Annotated in this window: 30 protein-coding genes and 1 tRNA gene; 16 read left to right on the top strand and 15 right to left on the bottom strand. The window is 63.7% G+C overall.

Going from position 1 to position 24,159, the window contains the following annotated elements:
- Positions 1-261 precede the first annotated feature (261 nt).
- From AC5I5I_RS08155 to AC5I5I_RS08145, 3 genes are all read left to right on the top strand, one after another.
- Positions 262-1,413, top strand: coding sequence for a YihY/virulence factor BrkB family protein (locus AC5I5I_RS08155; RefSeq protein ID WP_495971748.1), 1,152 nt, complete (start codon positions 262-264; stop codon positions 1,411-1,413).
- Positions 1,414-1,436: 23 nt separating this feature from the next.
- Positions 1,437-1,850: a RidA family protein gene (locus AC5I5I_RS08150; protein WP_495971746.1), complete on the top strand. Its 414-nt coding sequence runs from the start codon at positions 1,437-1,439 to the stop codon at positions 1,848-1,850.
- A 74-nt stretch (positions 1,851-1,924) separates the two neighbouring features.
- Positions 1,925-2,167 carry a hypothetical protein gene (locus AC5I5I_RS08145; protein ID WP_495971744.1) on the top strand — a complete coding sequence of 81 codons (243 nt, stop codon included), beginning with the start codon at positions 1,925-1,927 and terminating at the stop codon, positions 2,165-2,167.
- A gap of 113 nt (positions 2,168-2,280) precedes the next feature.
- On the opposite strand, the gene AC5I5I_RS08140 is transcribed toward AC5I5I_RS08145, so the two are convergent.
- Entirely contained in the window at positions 2,281-2,643 is a 363-nt protein-coding gene (locus AC5I5I_RS08140) for a PRC-barrel domain-containing protein (protein WP_495971742.1), read from the bottom strand.
- 140 nt (positions 2,644-2,783) lie between these two features.
- On the opposite strand from AC5I5I_RS08140, the gene AC5I5I_RS08135 reads away from it, so the two are divergent.
- The gene (locus AC5I5I_RS08135; protein WP_495971740.1) at positions 2,784-2,963 is read left to right on the top strand and encodes a hypothetical protein; all 180 of its coding nucleotides are present in this window, start codon (positions 2,784-2,786) and stop codon (positions 2,961-2,963) included.
- 78 nt (positions 2,964-3,041) lie between these two features.
- Here the strand turns inward: AC5I5I_RS08135 and AC5I5I_RS08130 are convergent.
- The 6 genes from AC5I5I_RS08130 to carA form a co-directional block, all read right to left on the bottom strand.
- Positions 3,042-3,120, bottom strand: a tRNA-Ala gene (locus AC5I5I_RS08130).
- 86 nt (positions 3,121-3,206) lie between these two features.
- Positions 3,207-3,908, bottom strand: a complete 702-nt coding sequence (locus tag AC5I5I_RS08125) for a class I SAM-dependent methyltransferase (protein WP_495971738.1) — start codon at positions 3,906-3,908, stop codon at positions 3,207-3,209.
- A 39-nt stretch (positions 3,909-3,947) separates the two neighbouring features.
- A complete protein-coding gene (locus AC5I5I_RS08120; protein ID WP_495971736.1) occupies positions 3,948-4,958 on the bottom strand; it encodes a hypothetical protein in 1,011 nt (336 codons plus the stop codon).
- Positions 4,959-5,021: 63 nt separating this feature from the next.
- On the bottom strand, positions 5,022-5,546 hold the full coding sequence (locus AC5I5I_RS08115) for a cupin domain-containing protein (RefSeq protein ID WP_495971734.1): 525 nt from the start codon (positions 5,544-5,546) through the stop codon (positions 5,022-5,024).
- 54 nt (positions 5,547-5,600) lie between these two features.
- Positions 5,601-6,212, bottom strand: a complete 612-nt coding sequence (locus tag AC5I5I_RS08110; RefSeq protein ID WP_495971732.1) for a TMEM175 family protein — start codon at positions 6,210-6,212, stop codon at positions 5,601-5,603.
- A 155-nt stretch (positions 6,213-6,367) separates the two neighbouring features.
- Positions 6,368-7,573: a glutamine-hydrolyzing carbamoyl-phosphate synthase small subunit gene (gene carA / locus AC5I5I_RS08105; protein ID WP_495971730.1), complete on the bottom strand. Its 1,206-nt coding sequence runs from the start codon at positions 7,571-7,573 to the stop codon at positions 6,368-6,370.
- 53 nt (positions 7,574-7,626) lie between these two features.
- Here carA and AC5I5I_RS08100 point away from each other — a divergent pair, with 53 nt between their 5' ends.
- Together AC5I5I_RS08100 and AC5I5I_RS08095 are read left to right on the top strand one after the other, a co-directional pair.
- Positions 7,627-7,959, top strand: a complete 333-nt coding sequence (locus AC5I5I_RS08100; protein ID WP_495971728.1) for a YnfA family protein — start codon at positions 7,627-7,629, stop codon at positions 7,957-7,959.
- A gap of 110 nt (positions 7,960-8,069) precedes the next feature.
- Positions 8,070-8,522: a GatB/YqeY domain-containing protein gene (locus tag AC5I5I_RS08095; protein ID WP_495971726.1), complete on the top strand. Its 453-nt coding sequence runs from the start codon at positions 8,070-8,072 to the stop codon at positions 8,520-8,522.
- 39 nt (positions 8,523-8,561) lie between these two features.
- On the opposite strand, the gene AC5I5I_RS08090 is transcribed toward AC5I5I_RS08095, so the two are convergent.
- Positions 8,562-9,683 (bottom strand): sensor histidine kinase, encoded by a 1,122-nt coding sequence (locus AC5I5I_RS08090; protein ID WP_495971724.1) that lies wholly within the window; start codon positions 9,681-9,683, stop codon positions 8,562-8,564.
- Between the two features lie 294 nt (positions 9,684-9,977).
- Between AC5I5I_RS08090 and AC5I5I_RS08085 the strand changes: the two genes are divergently transcribed.
- The 3 genes from AC5I5I_RS08085 to AC5I5I_RS08075 are packed head-to-tail and all read left to right on the top strand — an operon-like array spanning position 9,978 to position 12,939.
- On the top strand, positions 9,978-10,985 hold the full coding sequence (locus tag AC5I5I_RS08085; protein ID WP_495971722.1) for an efflux RND transporter periplasmic adaptor subunit: 1,008 nt from the start codon (positions 9,978-9,980) through the stop codon (positions 10,983-10,985).
- Positions 10,982-12,217 (top strand): ABC transporter permease, encoded by a 1,236-nt coding sequence (locus tag AC5I5I_RS08080; protein ID WP_495971720.1) that lies wholly within the window; start codon positions 10,982-10,984, stop codon positions 12,215-12,217. Before AC5I5I_RS08085 ends, AC5I5I_RS08080 begins: the two co-directional genes overlap by 4 nt.
- Positions 12,214-12,939, top strand: coding sequence for an ABC transporter ATP-binding protein (locus AC5I5I_RS08075; protein WP_495971718.1), 726 nt, complete (start codon positions 12,214-12,216; stop codon positions 12,937-12,939). Before AC5I5I_RS08080 ends, AC5I5I_RS08075 begins: the two co-directional genes overlap by 4 nt.
- A 25-nt stretch (positions 12,940-12,964) precedes the next feature.
- Here the strand turns inward: AC5I5I_RS08075 and AC5I5I_RS08070 are convergent, their stop codons facing one another.
- Positions 12,965-13,441, bottom strand: a complete 477-nt coding sequence (locus tag AC5I5I_RS08070) for a lysozyme inhibitor LprI family protein (protein WP_495971716.1) — start codon at positions 13,439-13,441, stop codon at positions 12,965-12,967.
- Positions 13,442-13,617: 176 nt separating this feature from the next.
- Between AC5I5I_RS08070 and AC5I5I_RS08065 the strand changes: the two genes are divergently transcribed.
- The 3 genes from AC5I5I_RS08065 to AC5I5I_RS08055 are packed head-to-tail and all read left to right on the top strand — an operon-like array spanning position 13,618 to position 14,630.
- Positions 13,618-13,854, top strand: a complete 237-nt coding sequence (locus AC5I5I_RS08065) for a hypothetical protein (RefSeq protein WP_495971714.1) — start codon at positions 13,618-13,620, stop codon at positions 13,852-13,854.
- Between the two features lie 3 nt (positions 13,855-13,857).
- Positions 13,858-14,163, top strand: coding sequence for a hypothetical protein (locus AC5I5I_RS08060; protein ID WP_495971712.1), 306 nt, complete (start codon positions 13,858-13,860; stop codon positions 14,161-14,163).
- 2 nt (positions 14,164-14,165) lie between these two features.
- Positions 14,166-14,630, top strand: coding sequence for a phage holin family protein (locus AC5I5I_RS08055; RefSeq protein WP_495971710.1), 465 nt, complete (start codon positions 14,166-14,168; stop codon positions 14,628-14,630).
- A gap of 9 nt (positions 14,631-14,639) precedes the next feature.
- Here the strand turns inward: AC5I5I_RS08055 and ppa are convergent, their stop codons facing one another.
- From ppa to AC5I5I_RS08035, 4 genes are all read right to left on the bottom strand, one after another.
- Complete coding sequence (gene ppa / locus AC5I5I_RS08050) at positions 14,640-15,179, bottom strand: inorganic diphosphatase (RefSeq protein WP_495971708.1); 540 nt, start codon at positions 15,177-15,179, stop codon at positions 14,640-14,642.
- Between the two features lie 72 nt (positions 15,180-15,251).
- Positions 15,252-16,007, bottom strand: coding sequence for a rhodanese-like domain-containing protein (locus tag AC5I5I_RS08045; protein WP_495971706.1), 756 nt, complete (start codon positions 16,005-16,007; stop codon positions 15,252-15,254).
- On the bottom strand, positions 15,956-17,041 hold the full coding sequence (locus AC5I5I_RS08040) for a LysR family transcriptional regulator (protein WP_495971702.1): 1,086 nt from the start codon (positions 17,039-17,041) through the stop codon (positions 15,956-15,958). Before AC5I5I_RS08040 ends, AC5I5I_RS08045 begins: the two co-directional genes overlap by 52 nt.
- Before the next feature lie 71 nt (positions 17,042-17,112).
- Positions 17,113-17,904 carry an N-formylglutamate amidohydrolase gene (locus tag AC5I5I_RS08035; protein WP_495971700.1) on the bottom strand — a complete coding sequence of 264 codons (792 nt, stop codon included), beginning with the start codon at positions 17,902-17,904 and terminating at the stop codon, positions 17,113-17,115.
- Between the two features lie 164 nt (positions 17,905-18,068).
- On the opposite strand from AC5I5I_RS08035, the gene AC5I5I_RS08030 reads away from it, so the two are divergent.
- From AC5I5I_RS08030 to AC5I5I_RS08020, 3 genes are all read left to right on the top strand, one after another.
- Positions 18,069-18,947 carry a transglutaminase family protein gene (locus tag AC5I5I_RS08030; protein WP_495971698.1) on the top strand — a complete coding sequence of 293 codons (879 nt, stop codon included), beginning with the start codon at positions 18,069-18,071 and terminating at the stop codon, positions 18,945-18,947.
- 157 nt (positions 18,948-19,104) lie between these two features.
- Positions 19,105-19,911 carry a transglutaminase-like domain-containing protein gene (locus AC5I5I_RS08025; RefSeq protein ID WP_495971696.1) on the top strand — a complete coding sequence of 269 codons (807 nt, stop codon included), beginning with the start codon at positions 19,105-19,107 and terminating at the stop codon, positions 19,909-19,911.
- Positions 19,912-20,152: 241 nt separating this feature from the next.
- Positions 20,153-21,235, top strand: a complete 1,083-nt coding sequence (locus AC5I5I_RS08020) for an MBL fold metallo-hydrolase (protein ID WP_495971694.1) — start codon at positions 20,153-20,155, stop codon at positions 21,233-21,235.
- Positions 21,236-21,250: 15 nt separating this feature from the next.
- On the opposite strand, the gene AC5I5I_RS08015 is transcribed toward AC5I5I_RS08020, so the two are convergent.
- Both AC5I5I_RS08015 and AC5I5I_RS08010 read right to left on the bottom strand, forming a co-directional pair.
- On the bottom strand, positions 21,251-21,559 hold the full coding sequence (locus AC5I5I_RS08015) for a BrnA antitoxin family protein (protein ID WP_495971692.1): 309 nt from the start codon (positions 21,557-21,559) through the stop codon (positions 21,251-21,253).
- The gene (locus AC5I5I_RS08010; RefSeq protein WP_495972553.1) at positions 21,495-21,722 is read right to left on the bottom strand and encodes a BrnT family toxin; all 228 of its coding nucleotides are present in this window, start codon (positions 21,720-21,722) and stop codon (positions 21,495-21,497) included. The genes AC5I5I_RS08015 and AC5I5I_RS08010 overlap by 65 nt, the downstream gene beginning before the upstream one ends.
- 290 nt (positions 21,723-22,012) lie before the next feature.
- Between AC5I5I_RS08010 and dnaG the strand changes: the two genes are divergently transcribed.
- A complete protein-coding gene (gene dnaG, locus AC5I5I_RS08005) occupies positions 22,013-23,944 on the top strand; it encodes a DNA primase (RefSeq protein WP_495971690.1) in 1,932 nt (643 codons plus the stop codon).
- The last annotated feature ends 215 nt before the right edge of the window (positions 23,945-24,159 follow it).

The raw sequence follows: 24,159 nt of genomic DNA, 5'->3' as shown, positions 1-24,159 counted from the left end.
CTTGGCCACCGGGCGGGACGGCTAATGCCCCGCGCGGGCCGGTGTCTAGACCAGAATCGGACGTGGGGGAAGGCAAAAGCGGCCGATTCCCGCAACTTTCACGGCTGCTTTGCGTTGGCGGAACAGGCTTGCCTTCGGCCGGCCGCGCACCGGTCTGCGGACCCAAATTTTCGGCCAATCCGGGATTTCATGTCCGTACAGGCGCACAAGGCTCAAAACGCGGAAACCCGGCCCACGCCCTTATGGGTGCAGGGTCTTGTCATGGCGGCCGCCTATGCGGTCGCCCGCTTCGGCGGGGGCAGCCCCGCCCGGGCTGCGGCAAAGCCGCGCGATCCACGTCCGGACATGCCGCAGGCCGCGGGTCTGGACGCGCCGTCCGGCATTGACGTCCATACGCGGGAGAAATCCGCATTCTTCGGTGAAACCAAGGTCGACGGGACGCCCGCCGAGCAGCGCGATCGCGCGGCGCAATCCGGGCGCGGCCGCCGCGCCGAATCTCCGCTCCAGATTCCACTGACGGGCTGGAAGGACATTGGATGGCGCGTCGTCGCCGGGATCGGCAATGACCGCCTGCTGGCGGTGGCGGCTGGCGTCGTCTTCTACGGATTGCTCGCCTTGTTTCCGGCGATTACCGCGCTGGTATCCTCTTATGCGCTGTTTTCCGAGGCGGCGACCATTTCTCGCCATCTGGCTTTTGTTGCGGCGTTGATGCCTCAGGGCGCTTTCGGGATTGTGGAAGAACAGATCACCCGGATCGCGCAGGGCAGCAGCGGCGGACTGAGCACGGCCTTTATCGTCGGCTTCCTGATCGCGTTGTGGAGCGCCAATGCCGGCATGAAGGCCATGATCGATGCGCTCAACGTGATCTATGGCGAGACCGAGAAGCGCGGCTTCATCAAGCTCAATCTCCTGACGCTCGCGCTGACCCTGGCCGGGCTGGTGTTTCTGCTGCTCGCCATCAGCGCGGTGATCGTGCTGCCGCTGGTTTTCGCGTGGCTCGGCATCGGCGGCTGGGCCGAATGGGCCTTCGCCTGGCTGCGCTGGCCCGCGATCATGATCGTCATCGTGCTCGGTCTCGCGGTGCTGTATCGCTTCGGTCCCAGCCGCGAGCACGCGCAATGGCGCTGGCTGACTGTCGGCGCCGTAGTCGCGATGGTGTTGTGGATCGCGGGCTCGGCCTTGTTCTCATGGTATCTGTCAAACTTCGCAGATTTCAACGCCACCTACGGCTCGCTCGGCGCCGGTATCGGCCTGATGATGTGGCTGTGGCTGACTTCCATCGCGATCCTGCTCGGGGCTGAGATCAATGCCGAGATCGAGCACCAGACGGCACGCGACACCACCACCGGCTCACCGAAGCCGCTCGGCACACGAGGCGCAGCGATGGCGGATACGGTCGGCGAGGCGCAATAGCAACAATACGGATTGCGACAACGATGGACGATGAGAGCACGACCAAACGGCAAGCCGTGTTTCCGCCCGGTCGCAGGGCGCTGTACGACAAGCATCGTTATTCGGCCGCCATACGCTCGGGCGATCTGCTGTTCGTGTCCGGCCAGGTCGGCAGCCGCGAGGATGGCAGTCCAGAGCCGGATTTCAAGCGACAGGTCGCGCTGGCCTTCGACAATCTCCGCGCCACGCTGACGGCCGCAGATTGCGGACTGGACGACATTGTCGACGTGACAACCTTTCATACCGATCCGGGCAGTCAGTTCGATACGGTCCTTGAAATCAAGAACACGATATTCCCCGAGCCGCCTTATCCCGCCTGGACGGCAGTCGGCGTCACCTGGCTTGCGGGCTTCGATTTCGAGATCAAGGTCATTGCCCGCATCCCGGCAAAGGCTTGACGCTTAGCCGGGCGCCTGCGCGGTAACCTTCAACAACGGCAGGAAACTTGTCGCGCGGAGCGGCGTTGAACTTCATGGCAAAAGAACCGATCCAACCACCCAAGCCGCCGGCGGAAGTGCCCGAGAAACCCTATCCGGTCGAAAGTCCGCCCGAGCCTCACCCGAATGAAGACCTGCCGCTGGTCGATCCGGTGCCGCCGGACAAGCAGTTGCCGCGCATGCAGCAACAGGACGCACGCGGCTCAATGAAGCGCGACCAGCCGTCGCAACCCAATGGCGCACCGGATCAGCAGCCGGGCGCGGTTCGCGGTCTTTGACGCGCGTTAAACGGTTCAACGCAACCGCGACCTTTTGGCCCCCAAAAAAAAAGAACCCGGCGCGAGCCGGGTTCTTTCATATCGGGTGGTTGAACGCTCGGCGACGCCTGCCGCTAATACGCCCAGGCGGTCCCGTAATAATCCGACACCTTGCGGCCGCGCGCCGGATCGTTCCAATCCCACTCATTCTCGTTGGCGTATCGTGGCGCGCCCTTGAGTTGATCCTCGGTGATGTGGGTCTGGTAGCCGCCCAGTTCGGTATTGTATTTCAACGAGGCCCACGGCAGCGGGTAATGCTCGTCGCCGATGCCCAGAAAGCCGCCGAAGCTCAGCACGGCATAATCGACTTTCCCGGAACGCTTGCCGATCATCACGCGCTCGATCGATCCGATCTTGTTGCCGTCCGGCCCATAAACGTTGGTGCCTTCGACCTTGTCGCTGCCGATCAGGTCGTAGGTTTCTCTGCTCTCGGTCATGGATGCTCCTCCTGTTGCCTACAGGATGAAGCGACAAGCCAACCGATGGTTCCTCTGTGTCATTTCACATAACGGAACGTGCTGCGCGTCAGCAACGTTGGCTCGCTGCGGAGATCATTCCGCAAGGGAGCAAGAAAGCCATGAGCCAGAACAATCAGCAGAACCAGCAAGGCGGACAGGGCGGCCAGCAGGGCGGCCAACAGGACCGTGACCGCGACAATCAGCAGCAACGCCAGAACCCGGGCCAGGGTGGTCAGCAGGGCGGTCAGCAGGATCGCCAGCCGGGGCAGGGTGGACGGCAGAGCGATCAGAACCGCTAGGCAGCGGCTCGCTGAAATTGATACGCGTCGGAAATGAAAAGGCGGGGCTCGATGATCATCGAGTCCCGCCTTCTAAACTGGAGGCCCGGCCTGGATTCGAACCAGGCTAAGATAAGGTCTTGCAGGACCTTTTGCGTCTCCGCTCCGCCACCGGGCCAACGCCGACGATAACGGAGCGGTGATTGCGGGCAAGCACAGCACGGCCCTACAGCTAACGTTTATGCTGAATACACTCTGTTAGGGTTAACTTGCCGCCGGTTCCCTGCGCGCGACAAAGGTCATCCGTGTCTGCAGATGTCCGATATTGCGCGCGGCGCGCGCGCTCTGAAAGCCCGCAGCGCCCAGTTTGGATGTCATCTCCTGTTCGCTGTAGCGCGTCAGTCCGGCATTCTTGCGCAGCTTCGCATAATCCGAGAACACCGTGCGCATGAGTCCGCGGAGTGCGGCGAGGAAGAAACCGTCGCGCCATCCGAAGCGGAGCAGCGCCAGCGCATCCTTCCAGGCCGGCGTATCGGGCTGAACCACGTCGCCGATCACGAGCTTGCCGGCCGGCTGCAGCAGGCGGCGAAATTCCGCGAGCAGATCTTCAAGATCCTTTGGAGACAGATATTGCGACACCGAATGCATGACGATGACGTCGAACGAGCCGTCCGGCAGCGCCGCGACCGCTTCCGGTGACAGCACCGCGATACTGCGCTGATGCGCGACGCGCGCGGCCAGGCGCTCGCGCAAGGTCGGCGCCGCTTCGCACAGCGTCAGTTGCCCGGCCTTGCGGAGCAGCCGCTCGGCATAGGCCGCCTCGCCGCAGCCATAATCCAGCACGCGGTCGCCGTCATTGATATGATCGAGCATGCCATCGCCGGTGATAATGGCGTGCACCTGCTTGTGCCGCGCATTCACATAGATGGCGTGATCGGAATCGAAGAAGGTAATCCAGTCGCTCATGCGGCCTTATAGCGTGCTGCGCCGGGCCGAAGCTACCGGCTATCGCCTCGGCCGATCGGCCACGAGACCGGACATTTCCACCACCTCGAAGTCTTTCGTGGTCACCCGGCGAAGCTCGCGCAGCGCCGCCATGTTCCAGCGCGGGTCCGGCGCGCCGGTGATGAAATTGTCGCTGCCATTGTCGGCGAGGATCATGCCGTAGGTCTTCAGCGCCTGCAGGATCACCCGCGCTTCCGGCGAGAAGCCTGACAGGTCGTAATCGGCCTTCAGACGCATGCGCATGCCCATCGGCGCCAGGTCGTCATCGAATGCCTTGCTTGCCCAGTGACTCGCCGGCGGGATGTAGGCGCGCCGTGTGTTCACCAGCGTGAAACGGATCGCGTGCTCGACCTTGCCGGCGCCGACTACCTCGTCGTACCGGACGAGACCCGGAAGGATCGGCAGGCCCGCGGCGTCAGCGGAAGTCCAGCGCGCCGGGCGCTCCTGGTTCTTTTTCAGGTCCCAGATCGCGCCGCTGCCCGCATTCCAGCCGCCCTTGCCATCCGGAAATGCGTTGAAGAGTTCGTACAGAACCCACGCATCGCGATCGAGCACCAGCACATGGCGATCGCCCTTGCCGTTCGGGCCGCCTTCGATTGGGGCGTCGGCGGGGATCGGGTAGGGGCCGGGATCGCTCTCCTGCGGCGCCTCGGTGAAGGCGACCGGCACGCGCGGCTGATGGCCCGGCACCACCACATACGGAATGCCGATCGGCGCGCCTTCATATTCGGTACCGAAATCGGGATGCAGCGGCTTGTCCCAGCCAATGCGCGCCAGGATGCGCGACGAGTTCGGATCAACCGGCTCTCTGGAGATGTCCCGGTGCCACGGGCTGTCATCGGGCAGGAGCCGCCGGCCCTTCAGATCGGCATTCACGCCGAGGTCGATGCCCGAACCCCGGTCGGCGGCGGGAGCAATCTCGAACTTGGGACGCGCATATTGCGCGTTGCTTGTCGTGAGCAAGACGGCGCTGCCGATCAGCGCCACCAGCAGGCGGAATGCATTCGTCATGGGAGACACGCGTCTGCGAACCTGGGGCAATCGCGGCAATGCAATCAGAACCGGCCGCTGCTGTCACGACCATTCGCGGATCAGCGGGCCGTCCCGCCCGAAAAACGGATCTGTCTCCGGCCGCGCCACGCCCGGTATTTTCACCAGCGCGCGTTCGTATTCCGGCCGCGTGCCGAGGCAAAGATCGTAGATGCCCTCGGCCGGATAGGCGCCGACGACCAGAAGATCTTCCGATGCCTCGATGCATTGGTGGCCGGTCCCGGCGGGAAGGACCGCCGCGTCGCCCGGCTCGACGCTGAAGTTTTCGCCATGCGCGCCGCCGAACCGCAATGTCGCGCTCCCGCGTGCGACGACGAGCACTTCGTGAATGCGCGGGTGGTAATGCGGGAAGGGGTACACTCCGTCGCGCCAGCTTCGGCCCCAGCGATTGGCGCGCAGTGTTCGCTCTATCGCTGCGGCAGGGTCGGACTCGCTCGTCAGTTCGAACACCCGCGGGTAGAACAATAACGGCAGCGACGGATTGTTCGGGATCGCGCCGTCATCGGGAAACATGAAGCCGTAGGCTTTTACCGTAGCGTTTGCAGTCATGACACGACCGCAACGCGCGATCCGTGCCGCCGTTCCGGGAGCCTGACTCGCGGATCATGATGCCGCCTTGTGGCGAGAACCGCCGATATGCGTCAGTGGCCTGACGAAGTTGAGGAGATAAGCCAGCATCGACCAGCGCGGCTCGTAAAAGCTGATCGCCACGGACAGCGCCGCGCTCGCGACCAGCAGCCATAGCGAGCGCGTGCCCTCGCGCAGGCCTTCGGTATGCCAGCCCTCATGGTCGGCGATGGAGTTGAGGCGGATCGAGACCAGCGCCGCGAACGCCATATTGGCGGCATAGATCCAGACCGCCGGCGCGAGATCGTCGTAGCGTCCGATCAGCATGGTGGAGAATGGCAGGCAGGTGATCAGGAACAGATGCAGCAGCGTCCAGCGCGCGAACTGGCCGGTCACGGTCTCCTGGCCGGCGGCGAGTTTGCTGTTGCCGAGCCAGCGCATGCCGACCACGAAGAAGGTGATCAGATAGACGAGGAATTTGGACTGCAGCTCGGTAATCGCGCGCCACAGCTCGGCGCCGGTTTTCGGATCGAACGCCTCCGGTAGCCGGATGTCGATCACCAGCAGCGTCATGGCGACGCCGAACATGGCGTCGGCCAGCGCATCGAGCCGGGTCTTGGAGATTGAGTCGCGGTGATGCAGCGGCACGACGAACCTAGCTCCGTCACCCTGAGGTGCCCGCGCGTCGCGCGGGCCTCGAAGGGGGACGGCCCGCACTTCGGCCGTTCATCCTTGGAGGCTCGCTTCGCTCGCACCTCAGGATGACGGAGCGAAAGTTGCGCCTGGATTAGAAAGTCTTACGCCTACGCCGCCTTGCGCTTGTGCTCGCGCATCAGTTCGACAAAACGCCGGAACAGGTAATGCGAGTCGCGCGGACCGGGCGAGGCTTCCGGATGATACTGCACCGAGAAGACCGGCTTGTCCTTCAGCGCGATCCCGCAATTGGATCCGTCGAACAGAGAAATGTGGGTCTGCTCGACATTGCCCGGCAGGGAGTCCTTGTCCACCGCGAAGCCGTGATTCATCGAGGTGATCTCGACCTTGCCGGTGGTAAGATCCTTTACCGGATGGTTGGCGCCGTGATGGCCCTGATGCATCTTCATGGTCTTGCCGCCAAGCGCGATGCCGAGCATCTGGTGGCCGAGGCAGATCCCGAACGTGGGCATCGACTTGTCGATCATCTCGCGGATCACCGGCACCGCATATTCGCCGGTCGCCGCCGGGTCGCCCGGTCCGTTCGACAGGAACACGCCATCCGGCTTCAGCGCCATGATGTCCTCGGCGGAGGTCGTGGCCGGCACCACCGTGATCTTGCAGCCGTTCGAGGCGAGCAGCCGCAGGATGTTGCGCTTCACGCCGAAATCGATCGCGACCACATGAAATTCCGGATTGTCGACCCGCGAATAGCCCTCACCCCAGACCCATTCGCCTTCGTCCCAGGTGAAGCGCTGCGCGCTGGTCACCATCGGCACCAGGTCCATGCCTTCGAGGCCCGGCCAGTCGCGCGCTTCTTTCTTGAGCGCGGCGATATCGAACGTGCCGGACGGCTCATGCGCGATCACGGCATTCGGCATGCCCTTCTCGCGAATGAGTGCGGTCAATGCGCGGGTATCTATGCCCGAAAGCCCGATGATGCCGCGGGCGCGCAGCCATTGGTCGAGATTGCGGGTGGCGCGGTAATTCGACGGATCGGTGATGGCGCCCTGCAGGATCACACCGCGGGCGCCCGGCGTCGCCGCCATGTTCACCGTCTCGATATCTTCATCGTTGGTTCCGACATTGCCGATATGCGGGAAGGTGAAGGTGATGAGCTGGCCGGCATAGGAGGGATCGGTGAGGATCTCCTGATAGCCGGTCATGGCGGTGTTGAAGCAGACCTCGCCGACCGCCGTGCCGGTGGCGCCGAAGCCGTAGCCTTCGAGAATGGTGCCGTCGGCCAGCACCAGGAGCGCGGTGGCCTTCGGCTCCGCCCAGCCGGACCCAGGTCCGGAATCGTGTAAGGTGTTCATAAGCGGCCTGAATAATCGCCCCGGACGCCAATGCCAACCCCGGACCGAGGGATATGAGAACTGCTTTTGTCTATATCTGTGCGGCGTTGGCTGAAATTGCGGGGTGTTTCGCGTTCTGGGCCTGGCTGCGGCTCCATCAACCGGTGTGGTGGCTTGTTCCGGGCATGGTCTCGCTCGCGGCATTCGCCTGGCTGCTGACGCTGGTGGACGCCTCCCATGCCGGCCGCGCCTATGCCGCCTATGGCGGGGTCTACATTGCCGCCTCGCTCATGTGGTTATGGGCGATGGAGGGTGCGCGACCGGACCGCTGGGACCTGATCGGCGCCTCCGTCTGCGTGGCCGGGGCGGCGATCATTCTCTATGGCCCGCGCCCGCTGCCGGCCTAGCCATCGGCGGCGCGCTTGGTTTTTGCGCGGCCGGGCGCTACATGCAGGCCGAATGCGGTGCGGTGCGCGCTGGCTCGAATGACGCGCGCTGCCGCCAGAGGAGATACGCCATGCTGCGCGACGACATCAACAACGCTCTCAAAGAGGCGATGAAGGCCAAGGACGAGCGCAAGATCGCGACGCTGCGGCTGGTTAATTCCACCTTCAAGAATGCCGATATCGAAGCGCGCGCTTCGGGCAAGACGCTGTCCGATGCCGATCTGCTTCCGGTGCTGCAGAAGATGATCAAGCAGCGCCAGGAATCGAAGGAGCTTTACGAGAAGGGCGGCCGCCCCGAGCTCGCCCAGCAGGAAGGCGAGGAGATCGCCATCATTACCGCCTATCTGCCGAAGCAGATGTCCGAGGCGGAGATGACGGCTGCCATCGATGCCGCGATCGCCGAGGCCGGCGCGGCCTCGATGAAAGACATGGGCAAGGTGGTCGGCGTGTTGCGCGCGAAATATGCGGGCCAGATGGATTTCGGCAAGGCCAGCGCCTTGGTGAAGGGCAAGCTCGGCGGCTGAGCGGGCGCGTTTCGCTCCGCTACGGCGGACGCAACCGCGTCAGCCGGCGCGCACGAGATGGTCCGCCGGAACACGGAATTGCCACCGGACACCTTCGGGCGCGAAATCCATCGAGACCTCACCGCCGAGCAGTTGCGCAACAACGCGTTCGCACACTATGTGTCCGAAGCCTTTTCGCGTCGGCGGCGCAACCTGAGGTCCGTCGCGCTCGATCCAGCATAGCTGCAGATCCCTGCTCGCCGCATTCTGCGTCCATTCGATCGTGACGGAGCCGGTGTCGTTCGACAGCGCGCCATGCTTCACCGCATTGGTCGCGAGCTCATGGAATGCCAGCCCAATGGCTTCGGCGGCCCGCGGCGTCACGATCATTGCGGGGCCGGACAGATGCAGGCGGTCGGTTCCGGCGTCGACGAACGGCGCGAGCTGACTTTCGGCGATCTCGGCGATCGACGCGCCCTGCCAGTCGCGATGCACCAGCAAGTCGTGCGAGGCCGCGAGCCCTTGGAGCCGCGACGAAAACCGCTCGTGAAACTCCTCGACCGTATTCGCGCTGCGACTGGTCTGGGTCGCGATCGAGAGGATGACGGCGAGCAGGTTCTTGGCGCGATGCGTCAGCTCGCGCATGATCAATTCGGTATGTTGCTCGGCAAGCTTCCGGTCGGTGATGTCGCCGACCACGTTGACCAGCCGGGACGCCCGGCCATCGGGCAGGCGGGCGACAACCTCCGCGCCGCCGGCCAGCCATCGTACGCTGCCGTCGGGTTTCACGATCCGGTATTCCACCGGAAACCAGTCCTGCCGGTCGGCGATCTCGTAGAATGATGGCGTCATGTGCCGGTCGTCGGGATGGACCGCCCGGCGAAACTCGTCGTTGTCGCCGCCGAAATGGCCGATCCCGTCCGGCACATCGATTCCGAACATGGCCATCGCTTCGGGTGTCCAGTGCCGCACACCCGCCGCCAGATCGGTTTCCCAATGGACCAGGCGACCGGCCTTCAGCGCAGATCGCAACTGCGCCTCGCTTCTGGCGAGTTCTTCGGTTCTCCGCACCAGCTGTTGCTGGGCCTGCAACAGGTCGCGTTCGGCGTGGCCTTGCGCAATTCCGCTCGCAGGTTGCGCGCTCGTTTTGCGGTGAGGCTCTTTGTTCTCGTCGAAGGTCATCCGGGTGCCGCCGTTCGATCGTCCGCTCAGCGATGTCGGCCGCCTCGCATCACGCTAGAATAATGATTGTAGGGTTGTTTACGCGCGGGACAAATCGCAATTGGGACACCACCTGCAAGATCGGTAGCGTGATCGCCGTTGCGCGCGAAATGCGGCCATTGGCCCCGGTCGTCGGGAAAGCAGGGCGGCATGACGGCACGGCGCACCGCACAAGCGGGTTTGCGCCCGGTCAAACCCGCCGCCACATTGTTTCGCTATAGGCATACCTCCTGTTGCCTTTTCGGGAGGATTTGCGTGGGCGTCAGATTTCTCGCCGCCACCATCATCGTTGCACTTGCGGCTTTTGCCGGGTGGTGGTGGCTGTATGGCAGCGGTCCCGAGGTCACGGTTGTCTCGCCGTCACGCGGCACCGCGGTCGAGATCGTCTACGCCACCGGTGCGGTCGAGCCGGTGCGCTGGTCGAAGGTGACCAGCCTCGTCCGGCAGCGTATCGTCGAAATCTGCAATTGCGAGAACAAGGCGGTGAAACGCGGCGACGTGCTGGCGCGGCTCGACGACAAGGAGATCCGCGCCTCGTTGCACGAATTGCGCGCGCGCGAGGACTTCGCCAAGCGCGAAGTGGCACGGACGACCGAGCTGGTCGGACGCGGCGCCGCCACCACCCAGGCGCATGAAAAATCGCTGACGGAGCTCCGCCAGGTCAACGGGCTGATCTCCGTGCTCGAGGAGCGCGTCGACCAATACACCATTACCGCGCCAATGGATGGAATCGTCCTGCGGCAGGATGGCGAAGTCGGCGAGATCGTCGAGGCCGGATCGATCCTGTTCCGGGTCGGCATGCCCAAACCGCTGGAGGTCGAGGCCGAAGTCAACGAAGAGGACATCCCGCGTGTCTCGGTCGGACAGCTTGTGCTGTTTCGCACCGACGCCTTCCCGGGCCGGCGCATCGAGGGCCGGGTGCGCGAGATCACGCCGATGGGCAATCCGGTCACCAAGACCTATCGCATCCGGGCCGATCTGCCCGACGATACGCCGTTGCGGATCGGCATGAGCGTGGAGGCCAATATCGTCACCCGCGAGAAGCCGGACGCGCTGCTGATTCCGACCGCGGCCTTGCAAGGCTCTCACGTCTTTGTCCTTGACGGGACAATCGCGCGCCGCCGCGAGGTCAAGGTCGGCATCAAGGGCACCCGCAACAGCGAGATCGTGGACGGTCTCAACGAGAGCGACCGCCTGATCTCGCCCGCACTCTCCAGCCTCAAGGACGGCCAGGCGGTCCGGGTTCGCGGAGTCGCGCCATGAGCCTGGTCTTCGACATCGCATGGACGCATGTGCGCTTTCGCGCGCGCCAGACCATGGTCGCGGTCGCCGGTGTCGCCACCGGCGTCGGCTTCTCGATCATGATGGCCTCGCTGATGGTCGGATCGCAGAACGACTTCATGCGGCTCCTGATCGATGCGTTGCCGCATATCGCCGTCTCCGACGAACGCCGCGATCCGCCGCCGCAACCGGCGGAGGGCGCATTCGAGGCTGCGCAGATTTACGGCCTGACGCCGGAGCAGCGCCGCAAGGGGATCAAGAATCCGCTCGCCACCATGGCCGCGCTGGAAGGCTGGGTCCCGGGCGACGTCGCGCCCTCGACCAAGACGCAGGGCATCCTGCGCTATGCCGGCCGGGATGTTGCGGTCAGCATCACCGGCATCGATCCGCAGCGGGAGCCGCGGGTGTCCTCGCTGCCGCAACATATGCGCGGCGCCACGCTGGCTGCGCTCTATCGTGCGACCAACGCGATCGTTCTCGGCGACCGGCTGGCGCAGAAGCTCGGTGCGCGTATCGGTTCGAATATCACGGTGCAGACCAGCGAAGGCGTTCAACTCGGCGCCCAGGTGGTCGGACTGTTTCACTCGGGCGTGCGTTCGGTCGACGAGGGAACCGCCTATGTGCTGCTCAAGACCGCGCAAATCCTGTCCAACCAGACCGGCCTGATCAATGAACTGCGCGTGCGCGTCGGCGATCCGATGACGGCGAACCTGGTGGCGCAGCGGATCGAGCACGAGACCGGCTACAAGTCGGTGTCGTGGCAGGAAGCCCACGAGGACCTGCTGTCCTCCTTCGTGATCCGCAATGTCATCATGTACACGGTGGTGGGTGCGATCCTCCTGGTCGCGAGCTTCGGCACCTACAACATCATCTCGACCATCACCCATGAAAAGGCGCGCGACATCGCGATCATGAAATCGCTCGGCCTGAGCGAATTGACGGTGCGCGCCATCTTCGTCGTCGAGGCGGCGCTGATCGGGCTTGCGGGTGCGCTGGCCGGGTTCGTGCTCGGTTATCTGATGTGCATGGCGCTCGGCACCATCGAGTTCAAAAGCCCCTTCATCGACTCGAGCCGCCTGCCGGTGGTCTATGATCCCTCGCATTATCTGCTGGCCGGCGCGGTAGCGCTGGTCTCATCGTTCGCGGCCGGCTACATGCCGGCGCGCAAGGCGGCGCGCGTTCACCCGGTCGAGATCATCCGGGGTGCGACATGATCCACAGCGATGGCGAGATCCTGATCGAGGCCAGGGACGTCACCCGCATCCTGTCCGGCATCGTGCCGGTGACGCTGGTGCAGGGCATTAACCTGGCAATTCACGCGCGCGAATTCGTCGCGATCACCGGGCCTTCGGGGTCGGGCAAGTCGTCGCTGCTCTATCTGCTGGGGCTGCTCGATATGCCGACGCAGGGCGAGGTGCTGATCCGAGGCCATGCCACCGTCCGCATGAGCGAAAGCGAGCGCGCGCGGACGCGGCTGTCCGACCTCGGCTTCGTGTTCCAGTTTCACTTCCTGCTGCCGGAATTCTCCGCGCTCGACAATGTGACCCTGCCGATGCGCGCCCTGGGACGGCTTACACCGCGGCAGATGCGCGAGCGCGGGGCGGACCTGCTCGCATCGTTCGGACTGGCCGAGCATATGCACAAGCGCCCCGACCAGATGTCCGGCGGGCAACGTCAGCGCGTCGCGGTGGCGCGCTCGCTCGCCAACGATCCGCCGGTGGTGCTGGCCGATGAGCCGACCGGCTCGCTCGATTCCGCGTCCAGCGAGCAGGTGTTTCAGATCCTGCGCGATCTGGTCGACAAGAACGGCAAGACGGTGGTGGCCGTCACCCACGATCTCGATCTTGCCGCGCGCATGGACCGGCGCGTTCATCTGGTCGACGGCCGCATCGTGCAGGACGAAGCGGCGCGCGTCTTGGCCGGCGCGGGCGGATGACTCCGGCAGGCTTGGTCGCCGCGCGCTAGCGCTCGTTCACCGCATCGCCCAGCTTGCGCAGCAACAGGGCGCGCTGCGCCGTCGCCTGCATCCGGCAATAGGCGCCGTCGCCCGGCAGCGAGCCCGGCTCGACCTTGTCAAAGACCGGGCACAGCGTGTCGCGCTGCTGCGCCCAGCTCTTGGCGGAATCTGTCAGCGCCTTGCTGATATCCTTGAAGCCGCCGGCACGCACGCGCTTGCTGGCCGCTTCGACGATGGCATTCCAGACTGCGAGTTCGCGTTGCGCGCAGGCTCTTTTCTTGTCGGTATCGTTGTCCGTCGTCTGCATGCAAGGATCGGCGATCAGCCCGATGCAGTCCGTGCCAAGCTTGTCGGCCTTGTCCGCGCGCTTGAGGCAGTCATTGATGGTCTTCAGGTCGGGCGCCCGCGCCTGTTGCGCGTGCGCTGACGAGCAGGCGCAGAGACCCAGCGCGGCCAGACCAAAGACAACGACCCCAAACAATGGGCCACAAGGCCGGGCCATCGTCCTGGACGGACCCGTGACCGGAGATCTGGCGTGCTGCATCGGCTCACTCTCGCGTCAATCGCGAAATCGTTAAGGATTTTTCAGTTGCGGCAGGTCAAGACGCAAATTCCTCAGGTCTTTACGCTATCCAAAAGGACAGAAGGAGCAGAATCATGCAGAGTTTCGATCAACTTGTTGCAGACCTGAAGCGGCTGCGTGACGAGGCACGGGTGAAGGCGCATCTCGGCTCGATGGAAGCGCAGGATGAATGGCGCAAGCTCGAGAGCAAGTGGGACAATTTCGAAGCCCGCGCCAAGCTTGATCGCAGCGCGAGGGACGTCGGCGCTGCGCTGGACTTGCTTGGCACCGAATTGAAGGCCGCTTATGAGCGCATTGCAAAGGCTGTATGAGCGATGACCGGACGCGGCGATCTGCAACGCGAGCTCGAGGCGCTGCGGCGTGAGTTGCGGCAGGTCCCGCGGGTTGCGGAAGAGGGCGATGTTGCCTCGGGTGCGGCCGCTCCGGCCAAGACGGATGTGCCGCCTCAGCCCGAGGATATCCGCGGCGAGATCGAGCGCGTCCTGCGCGAATTGCAGGACAAGCTCGGCGAAACCGCCGAGGAGGCCGAGGACGTGATCGCCGCCAATCCCTTCGCCTCGGTGGCCGCCGCTTTCCTGCTGGGCGTGCTGGTTGCCAATGTCATGTCGCGAGCGAGATAGCCATGGACCGCTTCATAAGTAACCTGCGCGTACTCTGGCGCACCGAGCGCGCGATAGCCGAAATCAAGATGCGGCATGTCATCGCCCGGTCCGGCCTCAATGCGGCCGCCGGCCTGCTGGCGCTGATCGGTCTTTTGATGTTTGAGGTCGCCGCGTTCTTCGCGCTGCTCGAAGTCTGGAGCACGATCGGCGCGGCACTGATCCTGGGCGCGGCGAATTTCGTGATTGCCGGCATCCTGATGCTGATCGCCAATCGCAAGACGCCCGGCCGCGAGCTCGAACTGGCCAACGAGATTCACGATCACACCATGCAGGCGCTGCAGGCCGATGCACGGCTGCTGCAGGCGGACATCGCCTCATTCGGGCAGGCGCTGCGGCATCCGCTCGACAGCGCGCTGCCGTCGCTGATCGTCCCGCTGGCGACGATGCTGATGGCCTTCCTGAAAAAGAAGAGCGAGACGAAATAGCTTTCGCCCTCAATCCTCGCTGTAGGGATTGTAGCGCGCAATCGCCTCCATCACGAGCTTTTCGGCGCCCTCGGCATCGAGCCATTTCACGATCGTGACCCACTTGCCCTTTTCCAGATCCTTGTAGTGCTGGAAGAAATGCGCGATCTGCTCGCACATGATCGTGGGCAGGTCCTTGTAGCTCTGCACGCCGGCGTAGAACGGATGCAGCGCATCCACCGGCACCGCCAGGATCTTCTCGTCGCCGCCGGCCTCGTCCTCCATCACCAGCGCACCGACCGGGCGGCAGCGGATCACCGCGCCTGCCACCACCGGTACCTGGCTGACCACCAGCACGTCGCACGGATCGCCGTCGGCCGAGAGCGTGTGCGGGATGAAGCCGTAATTGCCGGGATAGAACATCGCGGTATGCAGGAAGCGGTCGACGAACAGCGCCCCCGATTTCTTGTCGATCTCGTATTTGACCGGGACGCCGCCGAGCGGGATTTCGATCACCGCGTGGATGTCCTTGGGCGGATTCTTGCCCGATGTGATGCGAGAAATGTCCATGCAGCGACTCCGGATGATTTGCGCGAAAGCCTATCATACGGAGCCGCCGATGTCCGTCAGATGGCGCGCCGGTCAGTTGCTGCGCAGCGCCGCCGCCAGGCTGTCATACGATCCCGGAAAATACGACACATTGTGCCAGGGTCGCTTGCTCATGAAATCCGCGAGCTTGCGCGCCTGCGCGGCGTCCGTGCCGAACAGCAGGATCCGGCGATTGAAGTCATCCTCCGGCAGCGCCATTTTCTTCAGCTTGCCCGACACCACATCGTCGGCTGGCGCGCTGATGGCGCCGGGGATGCTGCCCTTGGCAAAGTCCTCGGCTGCGCGCGCATCGATATAGACGGCGGTCTGATCCGCCTTGAAGATGCGGGTGATGCCCGGAAGTTCGACCGCGACCGGCCCGCCGAGCGCGCGCCAGACCGGAATGCCGAGCTGATAGCGCTTCACGTTGGTGAAGCCCGCATCCGCCAGTTGCTCGCCGAGACGACGGCTCGCCTGGCAATAGGGGCCGTTGCAATACAGAACCAGGGCCTTGCTTTTGTCGCCGCCGGTCAGCGCCGTGACGGCCGCCACCTGGGCAGCCGGTGCCGCATCGAGATTGCGGGCGCCCGGGATGTGCCCGGCGTCGAATTCGGCGCGCGAACGGGTATCGAGTACGAGGGCGTTGCCGTCGCGCAGCGCGGCCCGCATCGTTTCGGTGCTGATCTCCGGCGTCTTTCCGGCCTCCCCGAGCGTGGCCTCAAGAATGCCGGCCGTCTGCGCGAAAAGCGCGTTGGAATTCAGGGTGAAGACGACCGCGAACGCGATCGATTTCCACAGCTTTCCAAACATCGATGCCTCCTGTTTCGCCGCGGCGCATCTGGCGCGGCCCGAAGCATCACACCGTGGCGGCATCGGAAAATCCAAGAGGATCGGCTGAGCGCAGCGCGCGGATTTTGCGCGCGCGCCGTCAGAGCGGATGCGCCAGCGGTCCCAATGCGTCGGTCACGATGGTGAGCGAGGCCCGTATCGCGCTGGCCAGTCCGTCCGCATTGCGGAAGGGGCCACGCTGGCGGGAGGATGCAAGATACAGCGTGCGGCGGATCGAAGGCTCGACGATCTGCCGGGCATCGAGCTTGCCTTCGGACTTCGTCGATCACGGCAAAATAGGGCAGGACCGCCGACGCCGCGCCGCGACCGACCAGGCTTTTCATGGCCGAGATCGACCGCACCTCGTAGGCAACGCGCAGATCGCGATTGAGATCGCGTGCCGCCTTGGCGATGGCGGTGCGCACCGTATCGCCTTCCTCCGGCATCGCCAGATCGAGCGTAAGCGTGTCCGCGAATGCGATCGGCTGGCGCGGGGACTCGCCGGGCAAGGTGACCAGCACAAGATCGTCCTGCAGGATCGGCATGCGCGCGACATGCGGCAATTCGGGGACATCGTAGCAAAGGATGAAATCGGTCTCGCCGCGTGTCAGCGTATCGGCCAGCACGTGGCTCATGGCCTCGACCAGACTGAGCGAAACGCCGGGCAGGCGCTCGCGCACCACCATCGCGATCTCGGTGCCGACGATCAGCATCAGCGCAGGCGTGATGCCGAGCCGGATGAATTCCTTCTCGGAATCGGCGCCGGCCGACAATTCCTTGCGGGTCTGCTCGACCAGCTTGAGAATGTCGATCGCGCGATCCCGCAATATCGTTCCGGCCGCGGTCGGCTCGACGCCGCGCGAATGGCGGACCAGAAGCGCAACGCCGAGGCTTTCCTCAAGCTGCTTGATCTGCATCCCCAGCGCGGTCTGCGCCACATGGAGCTGCTCGGCCGCACGGGTCATGTTCCCGGTCTCGACCACGCTCAGGAAATAGCGGAGCTGACGGAGATTCATTGCGGCGGTCCGCGAGAGGCGCGGACGCGAGCATAGACCAGCCGGGTGAGAGCCGCCTGGTCAATCTTGCGTCAGCGCAGAGCGTGAATGCCGTAACTCTCGTCGCGCAGTCGCTTCGCCTCTACCAGCACCCGGCACATCCGCTGCGCCCAGGCCCGCTGGTCGGCTTCGGTCTCGATCAGGTCGTGGCGGATCTCGATCGCCACATGCGGCAGGCCCCGCTGCTCGCCGTGCACGGGGATCGTGTAGTCGGTGTCGTCCGAGACCGTGTAGGGCTCATTGTCGCCGACGGTCATCTCGTCTTCCTCGCGCAGGAGGCGCAGCACGAACGCCGCAAAGCGCGAGTCGCGATTATAGAGCACACCGGAATGCCACGGCCGGCTCACGCCCTTGTAGACCGGCGTGAACGAATGCATCGCCACCAGGAAGGCGGGCAGGCCCTCGCGCTGTCGCCGGTCGAGTTCGGCCGTGATCGCGTCGTGATACGGCGCGAAGATTTCGCGCCGCCGCGCCGCGATCGCGTCCTCGGTGAGTTTCACATTGCCGGGAACCGGCGTGCTTTCGCTGACCTTCGCGACCGAACTGTGCGCCAGGAACGGCCGGTTGCAGTCGATGACGAGGCGCGAATAGGGCTGCAGGATCGCGTGGGCGTCGAGTTCGTCGGCCATGAAGCGCACCACCGGCTCGATGCCGACGTCCCAGGCGATGTGCCGGCGCAGCTCGCTCTCCGATACGCCGAGGTCGCCGAGCGCACGGGGAATCCGCCGTCCGGCATGGTCGCTGACCAGCAGGAACGGGGAACTGCTCTGCGGCTTCAACGTGACGACCGCAGGCGGTTCGTCCGGTCCGAGAAGCCGGTTCATGCGAAAATGCCCAGGAAATGGACAGCACGGCCCGGATGCCGGCATTCAGGCCAACGCGATTTCATCGGGAACCCTCAAAAGCCTTTGAAAGACGGGGTGATTCGGGTGCTCAATCGAATTTGCCACGATTCTTGCTTCTTCGATGCCGGAGCCCGGACGTCCAGATGCCAATCCTGACCATTCATCACAAGACCGAATATCGCTACGCCCGACCGGTGACCTTCGGCGAACATCGCATGATGTTGCGGCCGCGGGACGGCCACGACCTGCGGGTAATCGGCGAGCAACTGACCATCGAGCCCAGGCCGGTGTCGGTGCGGTGGATCCGCGATGTGTTCGGCAACACCGTCGGCATCGTCAGGTTCGCCGGTCAGTTCGAGAAGCTCGTGTTCGACAGCAAGGTGAAGGTCGATCACCGTCCGTTGCGCGGCCTGCATCTGTCGGCGGAGGATTACGCGTTCCTGCATCCCTTCGCCTATGACGAAGACGAAATGCCGGACCTCGCCTTGTCGATCCAGCGCTCATTCGACGATCCCGATCGCAAGATCGAACTCTGGGCGCGGCAATTCGTGCGCTCCGAAGGGCAGACGCTGACGCAGGACCTGCTCACCGACATCACCCACGCAATCAAGCGCGACTTCGTCTATCGCCGCCGTTACCAGCCAGGCGTGCAGACGCCACTTGAGACGTTGCGCACCGGCATGGGCACCTGCCGCGATTTCGCGCTGTTCATGATCGAAGCGGTGCGCTCGCTGGGCTACGCGGCACGCTTCGTGTCGGGCTATTTGCATGTGCGCGGCAGCGATCACGAGCGGGTCGGCGGCGGCTCCACCCATGCCTGGGTGCAGGTTTATCTGCCGGGCGCGGGCTGGGTCGAATTCGATCCGACCAACGGCATCGTCGGCAATACCGATCTCATTCGCGTTGCGATCGCGCGCGAGCCGCGCCAGGCGGTGCCGCTCTGGGGCAGCTATACCGGCAAGCCGTCGGATCATCTCGAGATGAAGGTGAATATCCGCGTGGTGTCGGAAACACAGAACTGATGGTCCGATCCGAACATGGAACGGTCTTGCCGCCTCGCATCCATTCCTCTTTGTCAATGTGAAAACGGGAACTTAAGGCACGGCAAGGAATTGCAGCTTTCGCGGGAATGAGGGCTGTTGCGAACTGGCCCTTTGAACATCAGGGCCATTTGCGTTCATGCAGATCAGGATCGGTTACGACATCGGCTACGGCGCGGACGCAGCCACGCCGATGGTGATCATGCTCAACGTGCATCCGTCGCGGCACGGCGATCTGGTCGGCACCGAAATGATCACGACAGCGCCCGATACGCCGATCACCTTCTATCGCGACGGCTTCGGCAATGTCTGTGGCCGGCTGGTGGTGCCTGCGGGCGGCGTCGTCATCTCCTGCCGTGGCGTCGTGCGCGATACCGGGTTGCCGGATGCGGTCGTGCCGACCGCGATGCAGCTTCCGATCGATCAATTACCGGACGATTGCCTCGTCTACCTGATGGGCTCGCGCTATTGCGAGACCGACAAGCTCACCGATCTGGCCTGGTCGCTGTTCAAGGACACGCGGCCCGGCTGGGAGCGGGTGCAGGCGATCTGCGACTATGTGCACAATCACCTGACCTTCGGCTATGAATTCGCCGCGCCGACCAAGTCCGCGCATTCGGTGCATGACGAGCGCCGCGGCGTCTGCCGCGACTTCGCCCATCTCGCGGTCACGCTGTGCCGCTGCATGAACATCCCGACCCGCTATTGCACCGGCTATCTCGGCGATATCGGCGTGCCGCCGGACGAGGCGCCGATGGATTTTTCAGCCTGGTTCGAGGTCTATCTGTCGGGCAGCTGGTACACCTTCGACGCGCGCCACAACCACCCGCGCATCGGCCGCATCCTGATGGCGCGCGGCCGCGACGCCGCCGACGTGCCGCTCTCCAATTCGTTCGGCCGCACGACGCTGACCAAGTTTCAGGTCTATACCGACGAAGTGGTTTGACTCGTCATTCGGGACGCGCGGAGCGCGATCCGGATCGGGCGGTCTACATCACAGTCGTCATGCCCGCGCTTGTCACGGGCAAGCACCTCCCATCCGTCTGCACACGGGTGACCGGTACAAGCCGGGTAATTGGCGCGATTTTTGCTCTGGTTCAAAGGTCGAAAGCCGACCATCCTTCGCGATGCAGGTCTGTAAGCCGGATGCCGTGCAAAAATTTATATGAGAAGGTGGTGGGTGGAACATGACCTCGCGACTGCCCGGAATGCTGCGAACAATATCGACCGTGCTTGCTACTGTGGTGGGATTTGCCTTCACGGCGCAGTTTGCCACTGCTGCGCCCTGCATGACTGTCACATTGACAGGAACCAAAGGGGGGCCAGCAGCCGTCAATGGCCTCGCCGGAGTTGGCACGCTCGTTCGTTACGGTGACGACGCCAACAATTGCAGTGCGGTTACGCTGCAATTCGATGCTGGCCGAGCGACAAGCGTCCGGCTTTCGCAGATCCCGGTCTCAGTTGGAGACATCGACGCGATCTTTTTTACGCACATTCACTCCGATCACACGGACGGCTTCGCAGATATGATGCAGTTGCGCTGGCATTACGAATCCGCGCGGCCGAAGCTTGATGTGGTTTGCGCGGCCGACGCGAAATCGCCGCTCGGTCACGTTCTCAGTTGCAGAAAATTCGCGGAGAACATCGGATCGGTGTTTTTGCAATCCGGCGAAATCGCGCAGCGACACGCTGAGCGCAAGAGCCCTCCGGCGGGAGGACCCGCAGAGTTGCTGAATGTGATCAACTTCGATCCGGCCGACGAACCAAAGCTGGTCTGGTCTTCGGGTGATGTAAAGGTCACTGCGATCAAGTCGGCGCACGTTCCCGGCCATGCTTCCTATCGCGTCGATACCCCCGCAGGCAGCGTGGTGATTAGTGGCGATGCGTCGAACGACAAGCCGTCCCCGCCGCGTGCGCATTCCACGTCCGATCAGGTGGAACGGCTGGCAAAGAACGCCGACATCCTGGTGCATGCGAGCACCCATCCGAATATGGGGCCGGAGAAAGGAGGCGGAATGCCAGCGCCGATTTTCTATCGGCAAAGCACGGTCTCCGATGTCGGCGCGATGGCACAGCGCGCGGGCGTTAAGATGTACGTGATGACCCATCTCACGCCATCGCTGGGCGAGATTGACCGCATCGATAAATGGAACATCCCCGGAGCGCCCCTAACCGAAACCGATTTTCGCAAGGCCGCTGAGGAGAGTGGGTTCACTGGCAAGATCGTTGTGGGCGCGGATCTCGCGAGCGTTCGTTTGCCGGCGAAATGATATGCGGCTGTGCAGCTACGCCCGCTTATTGCTTTTCTGGCTCGCGTTCATGAAGCTGCGCAGCACGGCGTTGATGCGCTTCTGATAGCCTGCGCCCTGCTTCTTGAAGAAGTCGAGGACGTCTTCGTCGACGCGAATTGAGATCGGCTGCTTTTTCGGCGGCACGATAATGACGGCTTCGGTCCAGCCTTCTTCGTCCCAATCCGGATCGCCGGCAATCGAGGCGTTGATCTCCTCGTCGGTCAGCTTGCGAAGCTTCTCAAGATTCGTCTTTCCCCGTCGCGGATCGTCCCGGGAGATGATGGTGATATTTTTTTCTTTCATCGCGCCTGGCTCGTCTTGCCGAAATCACATGGCAAATGTCGCCACGGAAGGTGCATACGAAGGTTACTTCGACATCGTCCAGAAATCCGAAAACCATGAAACGGATTTCTCCGTGCCGGTCGGATCGCCGTACCGCATAGGGTCCGTCCAGAACGAACCGCATGTCCTCCAAATCGATATCGCGCTCCCTCAGGTTTTTGTCCCGTTTCGCGGGATCAAAACCGAAGTCCCTGATGTCGTCGAATAGCCTTTGGATTTCTTCCGTGGTCACATGATCGAATGCCAGATGTATATACAAACGTATTTCATTTTGGTCAATCACCAGGCCGTAGCTTAATTGCTCTGTGGATAGCGGGAAAACCAATGAGTTATCGCGCAAAAATGCGGTTTTCCAAATCTCCGCCTTCGTGGGTCTTCCTTTAATCCAACCGATTCGGGCTATAGCCATACGCCATGCGCTTCTCGCCCGACTTCCTCGACGAAATCCGTACCCGCCTGCCGGTTTCGGAGGTGGTGGGACGGCGCGTGAAGCTGAAAAAGGCCGGGCGCGAGTGGCGCGGGCTGTCGCCGTTCAATCAGGAAAAGACGCCATCGTTTTTCGTCAACGACCAGAAACAGGCCTGGTTTGATTTTTCGTCCGGCAAGAACGGCTCGATCTTCGATTTCATCATGCTGACCGACGGGGTGACGTTCCCCGAAGCCGTCGAGCGGCTGGCAGTGATGGCCGGCCTGCCGATGCCGAAGGTCTCGCGCGAGGACGAGGTCCGCGAGCATCGCCGCAAGTCGCTGTACGACGTGATGGAACTGGCGACGAGATTCTTCGAGGCGACATTGCAGTCGCGGGCCGGCGCCAAGGCGCGCGGCTATCTCGCCGATCGCGGGCTGGGTCCCGAAACCCAGCTGAAATTCCGCATGGGCTATGCTCCGGCGGATCGCTTCGCGCTGAAGGAGCATCTCGGCCAGCAGGGTATTCCGGTCGAGGACATGATCGACACCGGCTTGCTGATCGCCGGCGACGACATCCCGGTGCCCTACGACCGCTTCCGCGACCGGGTCATGTTTCCAATTGCCGACTGGCGCGGGCGGCTGATCGCCTTCGGCGGACGCGCACTCGATAAGGATGCGCCCGCAAAATATCTCAATTCGCCGGAGACCCAGCTCTTTCACAAGGGCTCGATCCTGTTCAATGGCGCCAAGGCCCGAATGGCGGTGCATGAGGGCAAGTCGCTGATCGTGGTCGAGGGTTATGTGGACGTGATCGCGATGGTAACCGCCGGCTTCGAAGGCGCGGTGGCGCCGCTCGGCACTGCGCTCACCGAGGAGCAGCTGGGCCTGCTCTGGAAGATCGCCGACGAGCCGATGCTGTGTTTCGATGGCGACAAGGCCGGGCGGCGCGCGGCCTATCGCGCGGTCGATCTGGCTTTGCCGAAATTGCAGCCGGGCAAGAGCCTGGCCTTCGCGATGCTGCCGGAGGGGCAGGACCCGGACGATCTGATCCGCTCCGGTGGGCGCGCCGCGATGGAGGAAGTGCTGAAAAGCGCGCATCCGCTCGCCGATATTCTCTGGATGCGCGAGACCGAGAGCGCATCCTTCGATACGCCGGAACGCCGGGCGGCGCTGGAAGCCCGAATCGGGGAAATCCTCGGCGGCATCGGCCACGAGTCGGTTCGCAAATATTACCGGCAGGATTTCGATGCGCGGGTGCGGGCGCTGTTGGCGCCGGCGCAGTCGCAGGGCGGATACGAGCGTGGCCGCAGCTTCCAGCAGGCCGGCCGGCGCGGCGGTCCGCGCGGCGACTGGCGCACCGCGCGTCAGGCCCGCGATCCGTTCACCCAGTCCGCGAGGCTCGGCCAGAGCCCGCTGGTGCGCGGCTTCCGCAGCGCGATTTCGCCGCGCGAGGCGCTGATCCTGCTCGCGGTGATCGAGCATCCCTGGCTGCTCGAGGCCCATACCGAGGAATTCGCCGAGATCGAGTTCCAGCATCCCGATGCCGATCTGCTTCGGCGCAGCATCCTCGATGCGGTGTCCGGGGAGGCGGTGCTCGACCCGCGGGTGCTGCAGGAAGCCCTGTCGGCACGGGGTTTCGGGCCGCTGGTGTCGCGGGTGCGGGCGGCGATCACCCATACGTCGGACTGGCCGGCCCGCCCGGGAGCCGGAGAATCGGACGTTGCGCAATGGTGGGCGCACATCGTTACCTTGCATCGCAAGGCACGCACGCTAAATAAGGAGCTCAAGGACGCAGAGCGCGCGCTCGGGGACGATCCAAGCGAAGCCAATCTGGCCTGGATCCGGGACGTTCAGAACAGGCTCGCGGCGCTCGAGGGAACCGAGGCGCTGATCGAGGGGTTCGGGGCCTCGTCCGGCCGGCCGGTTCGTGGCGTATGAGGTTTGGCCCCGTTTTTGCGGGGCTTTTTTGGCGATTGGGCTTTTGATCGCAGGCCCAAGGGGTTACGGGGTTAATCCCCACTTAACGAGCCCCCACGATTGTAGGTGTGTTGATTCGGTCACCCGGCCTGGCGGGACTCGCTGTATGATGTGGGTTCAGGCCATAGGGTAGGGGTGGACGAAACGGCGGGGAATGCCCCGCCGCAGGAGAGAGA

Source organism: Pseudorhodoplanes sp., from assembly GCF_059499825.1.
This window is presented reverse-complemented; position numbering and strand designations above follow the sequence as displayed.

What these genes read in the sequence shown, in the direction of transcription:
- AC5I5I_RS08155 (WP_495971748.1), top strand. Translation starts at nt 262, where the DNA reads ATGGCGGCCGCCTATGCGGTCGCCCGCTTCGGCGGGGGCAGCCCCGCC.
- AC5I5I_RS08150 (WP_495971746.1), top strand. Translation starts at nt 1,437, where the DNA reads ATGGACGATGAGAGCACGACCAAACGGCAAGCCGTGTTTCCGCCCGGT.
- AC5I5I_RS08145 (WP_495971744.1), top strand. Translation starts at nt 1,925, where the DNA reads ATGGCAAAAGAACCGATCCAACCACCCAAGCCGCCGGCGGAAGTGCCC.
- AC5I5I_RS08140 (WP_495971742.1), bottom strand. Translation starts at nt 2,643, where the DNA reads ATGACCGAGAGCAGAGAAACCTACGACCTGATCGGCAGCGACAAGGTC.
- AC5I5I_RS08135 (WP_495971740.1), top strand. Translation starts at nt 2,784, where the DNA reads ATGAGCCAGAACAATCAGCAGAACCAGCAAGGCGGACAGGGCGGCCAG.
- AC5I5I_RS08125 (WP_495971738.1), bottom strand. Translation starts at nt 3,908, where the DNA reads ATGAGCGACTGGATTACCTTCTTCGATTCCGATCACGCCATCTATGTG.
- AC5I5I_RS08120 (WP_495971736.1), bottom strand. Translation starts at nt 4,958, where the DNA reads ATGACGAATGCATTCCGCCTGCTGGTGGCGCTGATCGGCAGCGCCGTC.
- AC5I5I_RS08115 (WP_495971734.1), bottom strand. Translation starts at nt 5,546, where the DNA reads ATGACTGCAAACGCTACGGTAAAAGCCTACGGCTTCATGTTTCCCGAT.
- carA (WP_495971730.1), bottom strand. Translation starts at nt 7,573, where the DNA reads ATGAACACCTTACACGATTCCGGACCTGGGTCCGGCTGGGCGGAGCCG.
- AC5I5I_RS08100 (WP_495971728.1), top strand. Translation starts at nt 7,627, where the DNA reads ATGAGAACTGCTTTTGTCTATATCTGTGCGGCGTTGGCTGAAATTGCG.
- AC5I5I_RS08095 (WP_495971726.1), top strand. Translation starts at nt 8,070, where the DNA reads ATGCTGCGCGACGACATCAACAACGCTCTCAAAGAGGCGATGAAGGCC.
- AC5I5I_RS08090 (WP_495971724.1), bottom strand. Translation starts at nt 9,683, where the DNA reads ATGACCTTCGACGAGAACAAAGAGCCTCACCGCAAAACGAGCGCGCAA.
- AC5I5I_RS08080 (WP_495971720.1), top strand. Translation starts at nt 10,982, where the DNA reads ATGAGCCTGGTCTTCGACATCGCATGGACGCATGTGCGCTTTCGCGCG.
- AC5I5I_RS08075 (WP_495971718.1), top strand. Translation starts at nt 12,214, where the DNA reads ATGATCCACAGCGATGGCGAGATCCTGATCGAGGCCAGGGACGTCACC.
- AC5I5I_RS08065 (WP_495971714.1), top strand. Translation starts at nt 13,618, where the DNA reads ATGCAGAGTTTCGATCAACTTGTTGCAGACCTGAAGCGGCTGCGTGAC.
- AC5I5I_RS08060 (WP_495971712.1), top strand. Translation starts at nt 13,858, where the DNA reads ATGACCGGACGCGGCGATCTGCAACGCGAGCTCGAGGCGCTGCGGCGT.
- AC5I5I_RS08055 (WP_495971710.1), top strand. Translation starts at nt 14,166, where the DNA reads ATGGACCGCTTCATAAGTAACCTGCGCGTACTCTGGCGCACCGAGCGC.
- ppa (WP_495971708.1), bottom strand. Translation starts at nt 15,179, where the DNA reads ATGGACATTTCTCGCATCACATCGGGCAAGAATCCGCCCAAGGACATC.
- AC5I5I_RS08045 (WP_495971706.1), bottom strand. Translation starts at nt 16,007, where the DNA reads ATGTTTGGAAAGCTGTGGAAATCGATCGCGTTCGCGGTCGTCTTCACC.
- AC5I5I_RS08040 (WP_495971702.1), bottom strand. Translation starts at nt 17,041, where the DNA reads ATGAATCTCCGTCAGCTCCGCTATTTCCTGAGCGTGGTCGAGACCGGG.
- AC5I5I_RS08035 (WP_495971700.1), bottom strand. Translation starts at nt 17,904, where the DNA reads ATGAACCGGCTTCTCGGACCGGACGAACCGCCTGCGGTCGTCACGTTG.
- AC5I5I_RS08030 (WP_495971698.1), top strand. Translation starts at nt 18,069, where the DNA reads ATGCCAATCCTGACCATTCATCACAAGACCGAATATCGCTACGCCCGA.
- AC5I5I_RS08025 (WP_495971696.1), top strand. Translation starts at nt 19,105, where the DNA reads ATGCAGATCAGGATCGGTTACGACATCGGCTACGGCGCGGACGCAGCC.
- AC5I5I_RS08020 (WP_495971694.1), top strand. Translation starts at nt 20,153, where the DNA reads ATGACCTCGCGACTGCCCGGAATGCTGCGAACAATATCGACCGTGCTT.
- AC5I5I_RS08015 (WP_495971692.1), bottom strand. Translation starts at nt 21,559, where the DNA reads ATGAAAGAAAAAAATATCACCATCATCTCCCGGGACGATCCGCGACGG.
- AC5I5I_RS08010 (WP_495972553.1), bottom strand. Translation starts at nt 21,722, where the DNA reads ATGCGGTTCGTTCTGGACGGACCCTATGCGGTACGGCGATCCGACCGG.
- dnaG (WP_495971690.1), top strand. Translation starts at nt 22,013, where the DNA reads ATGCGCTTCTCGCCCGACTTCCTCGACGAAATCCGTACCCGCCTGCCG.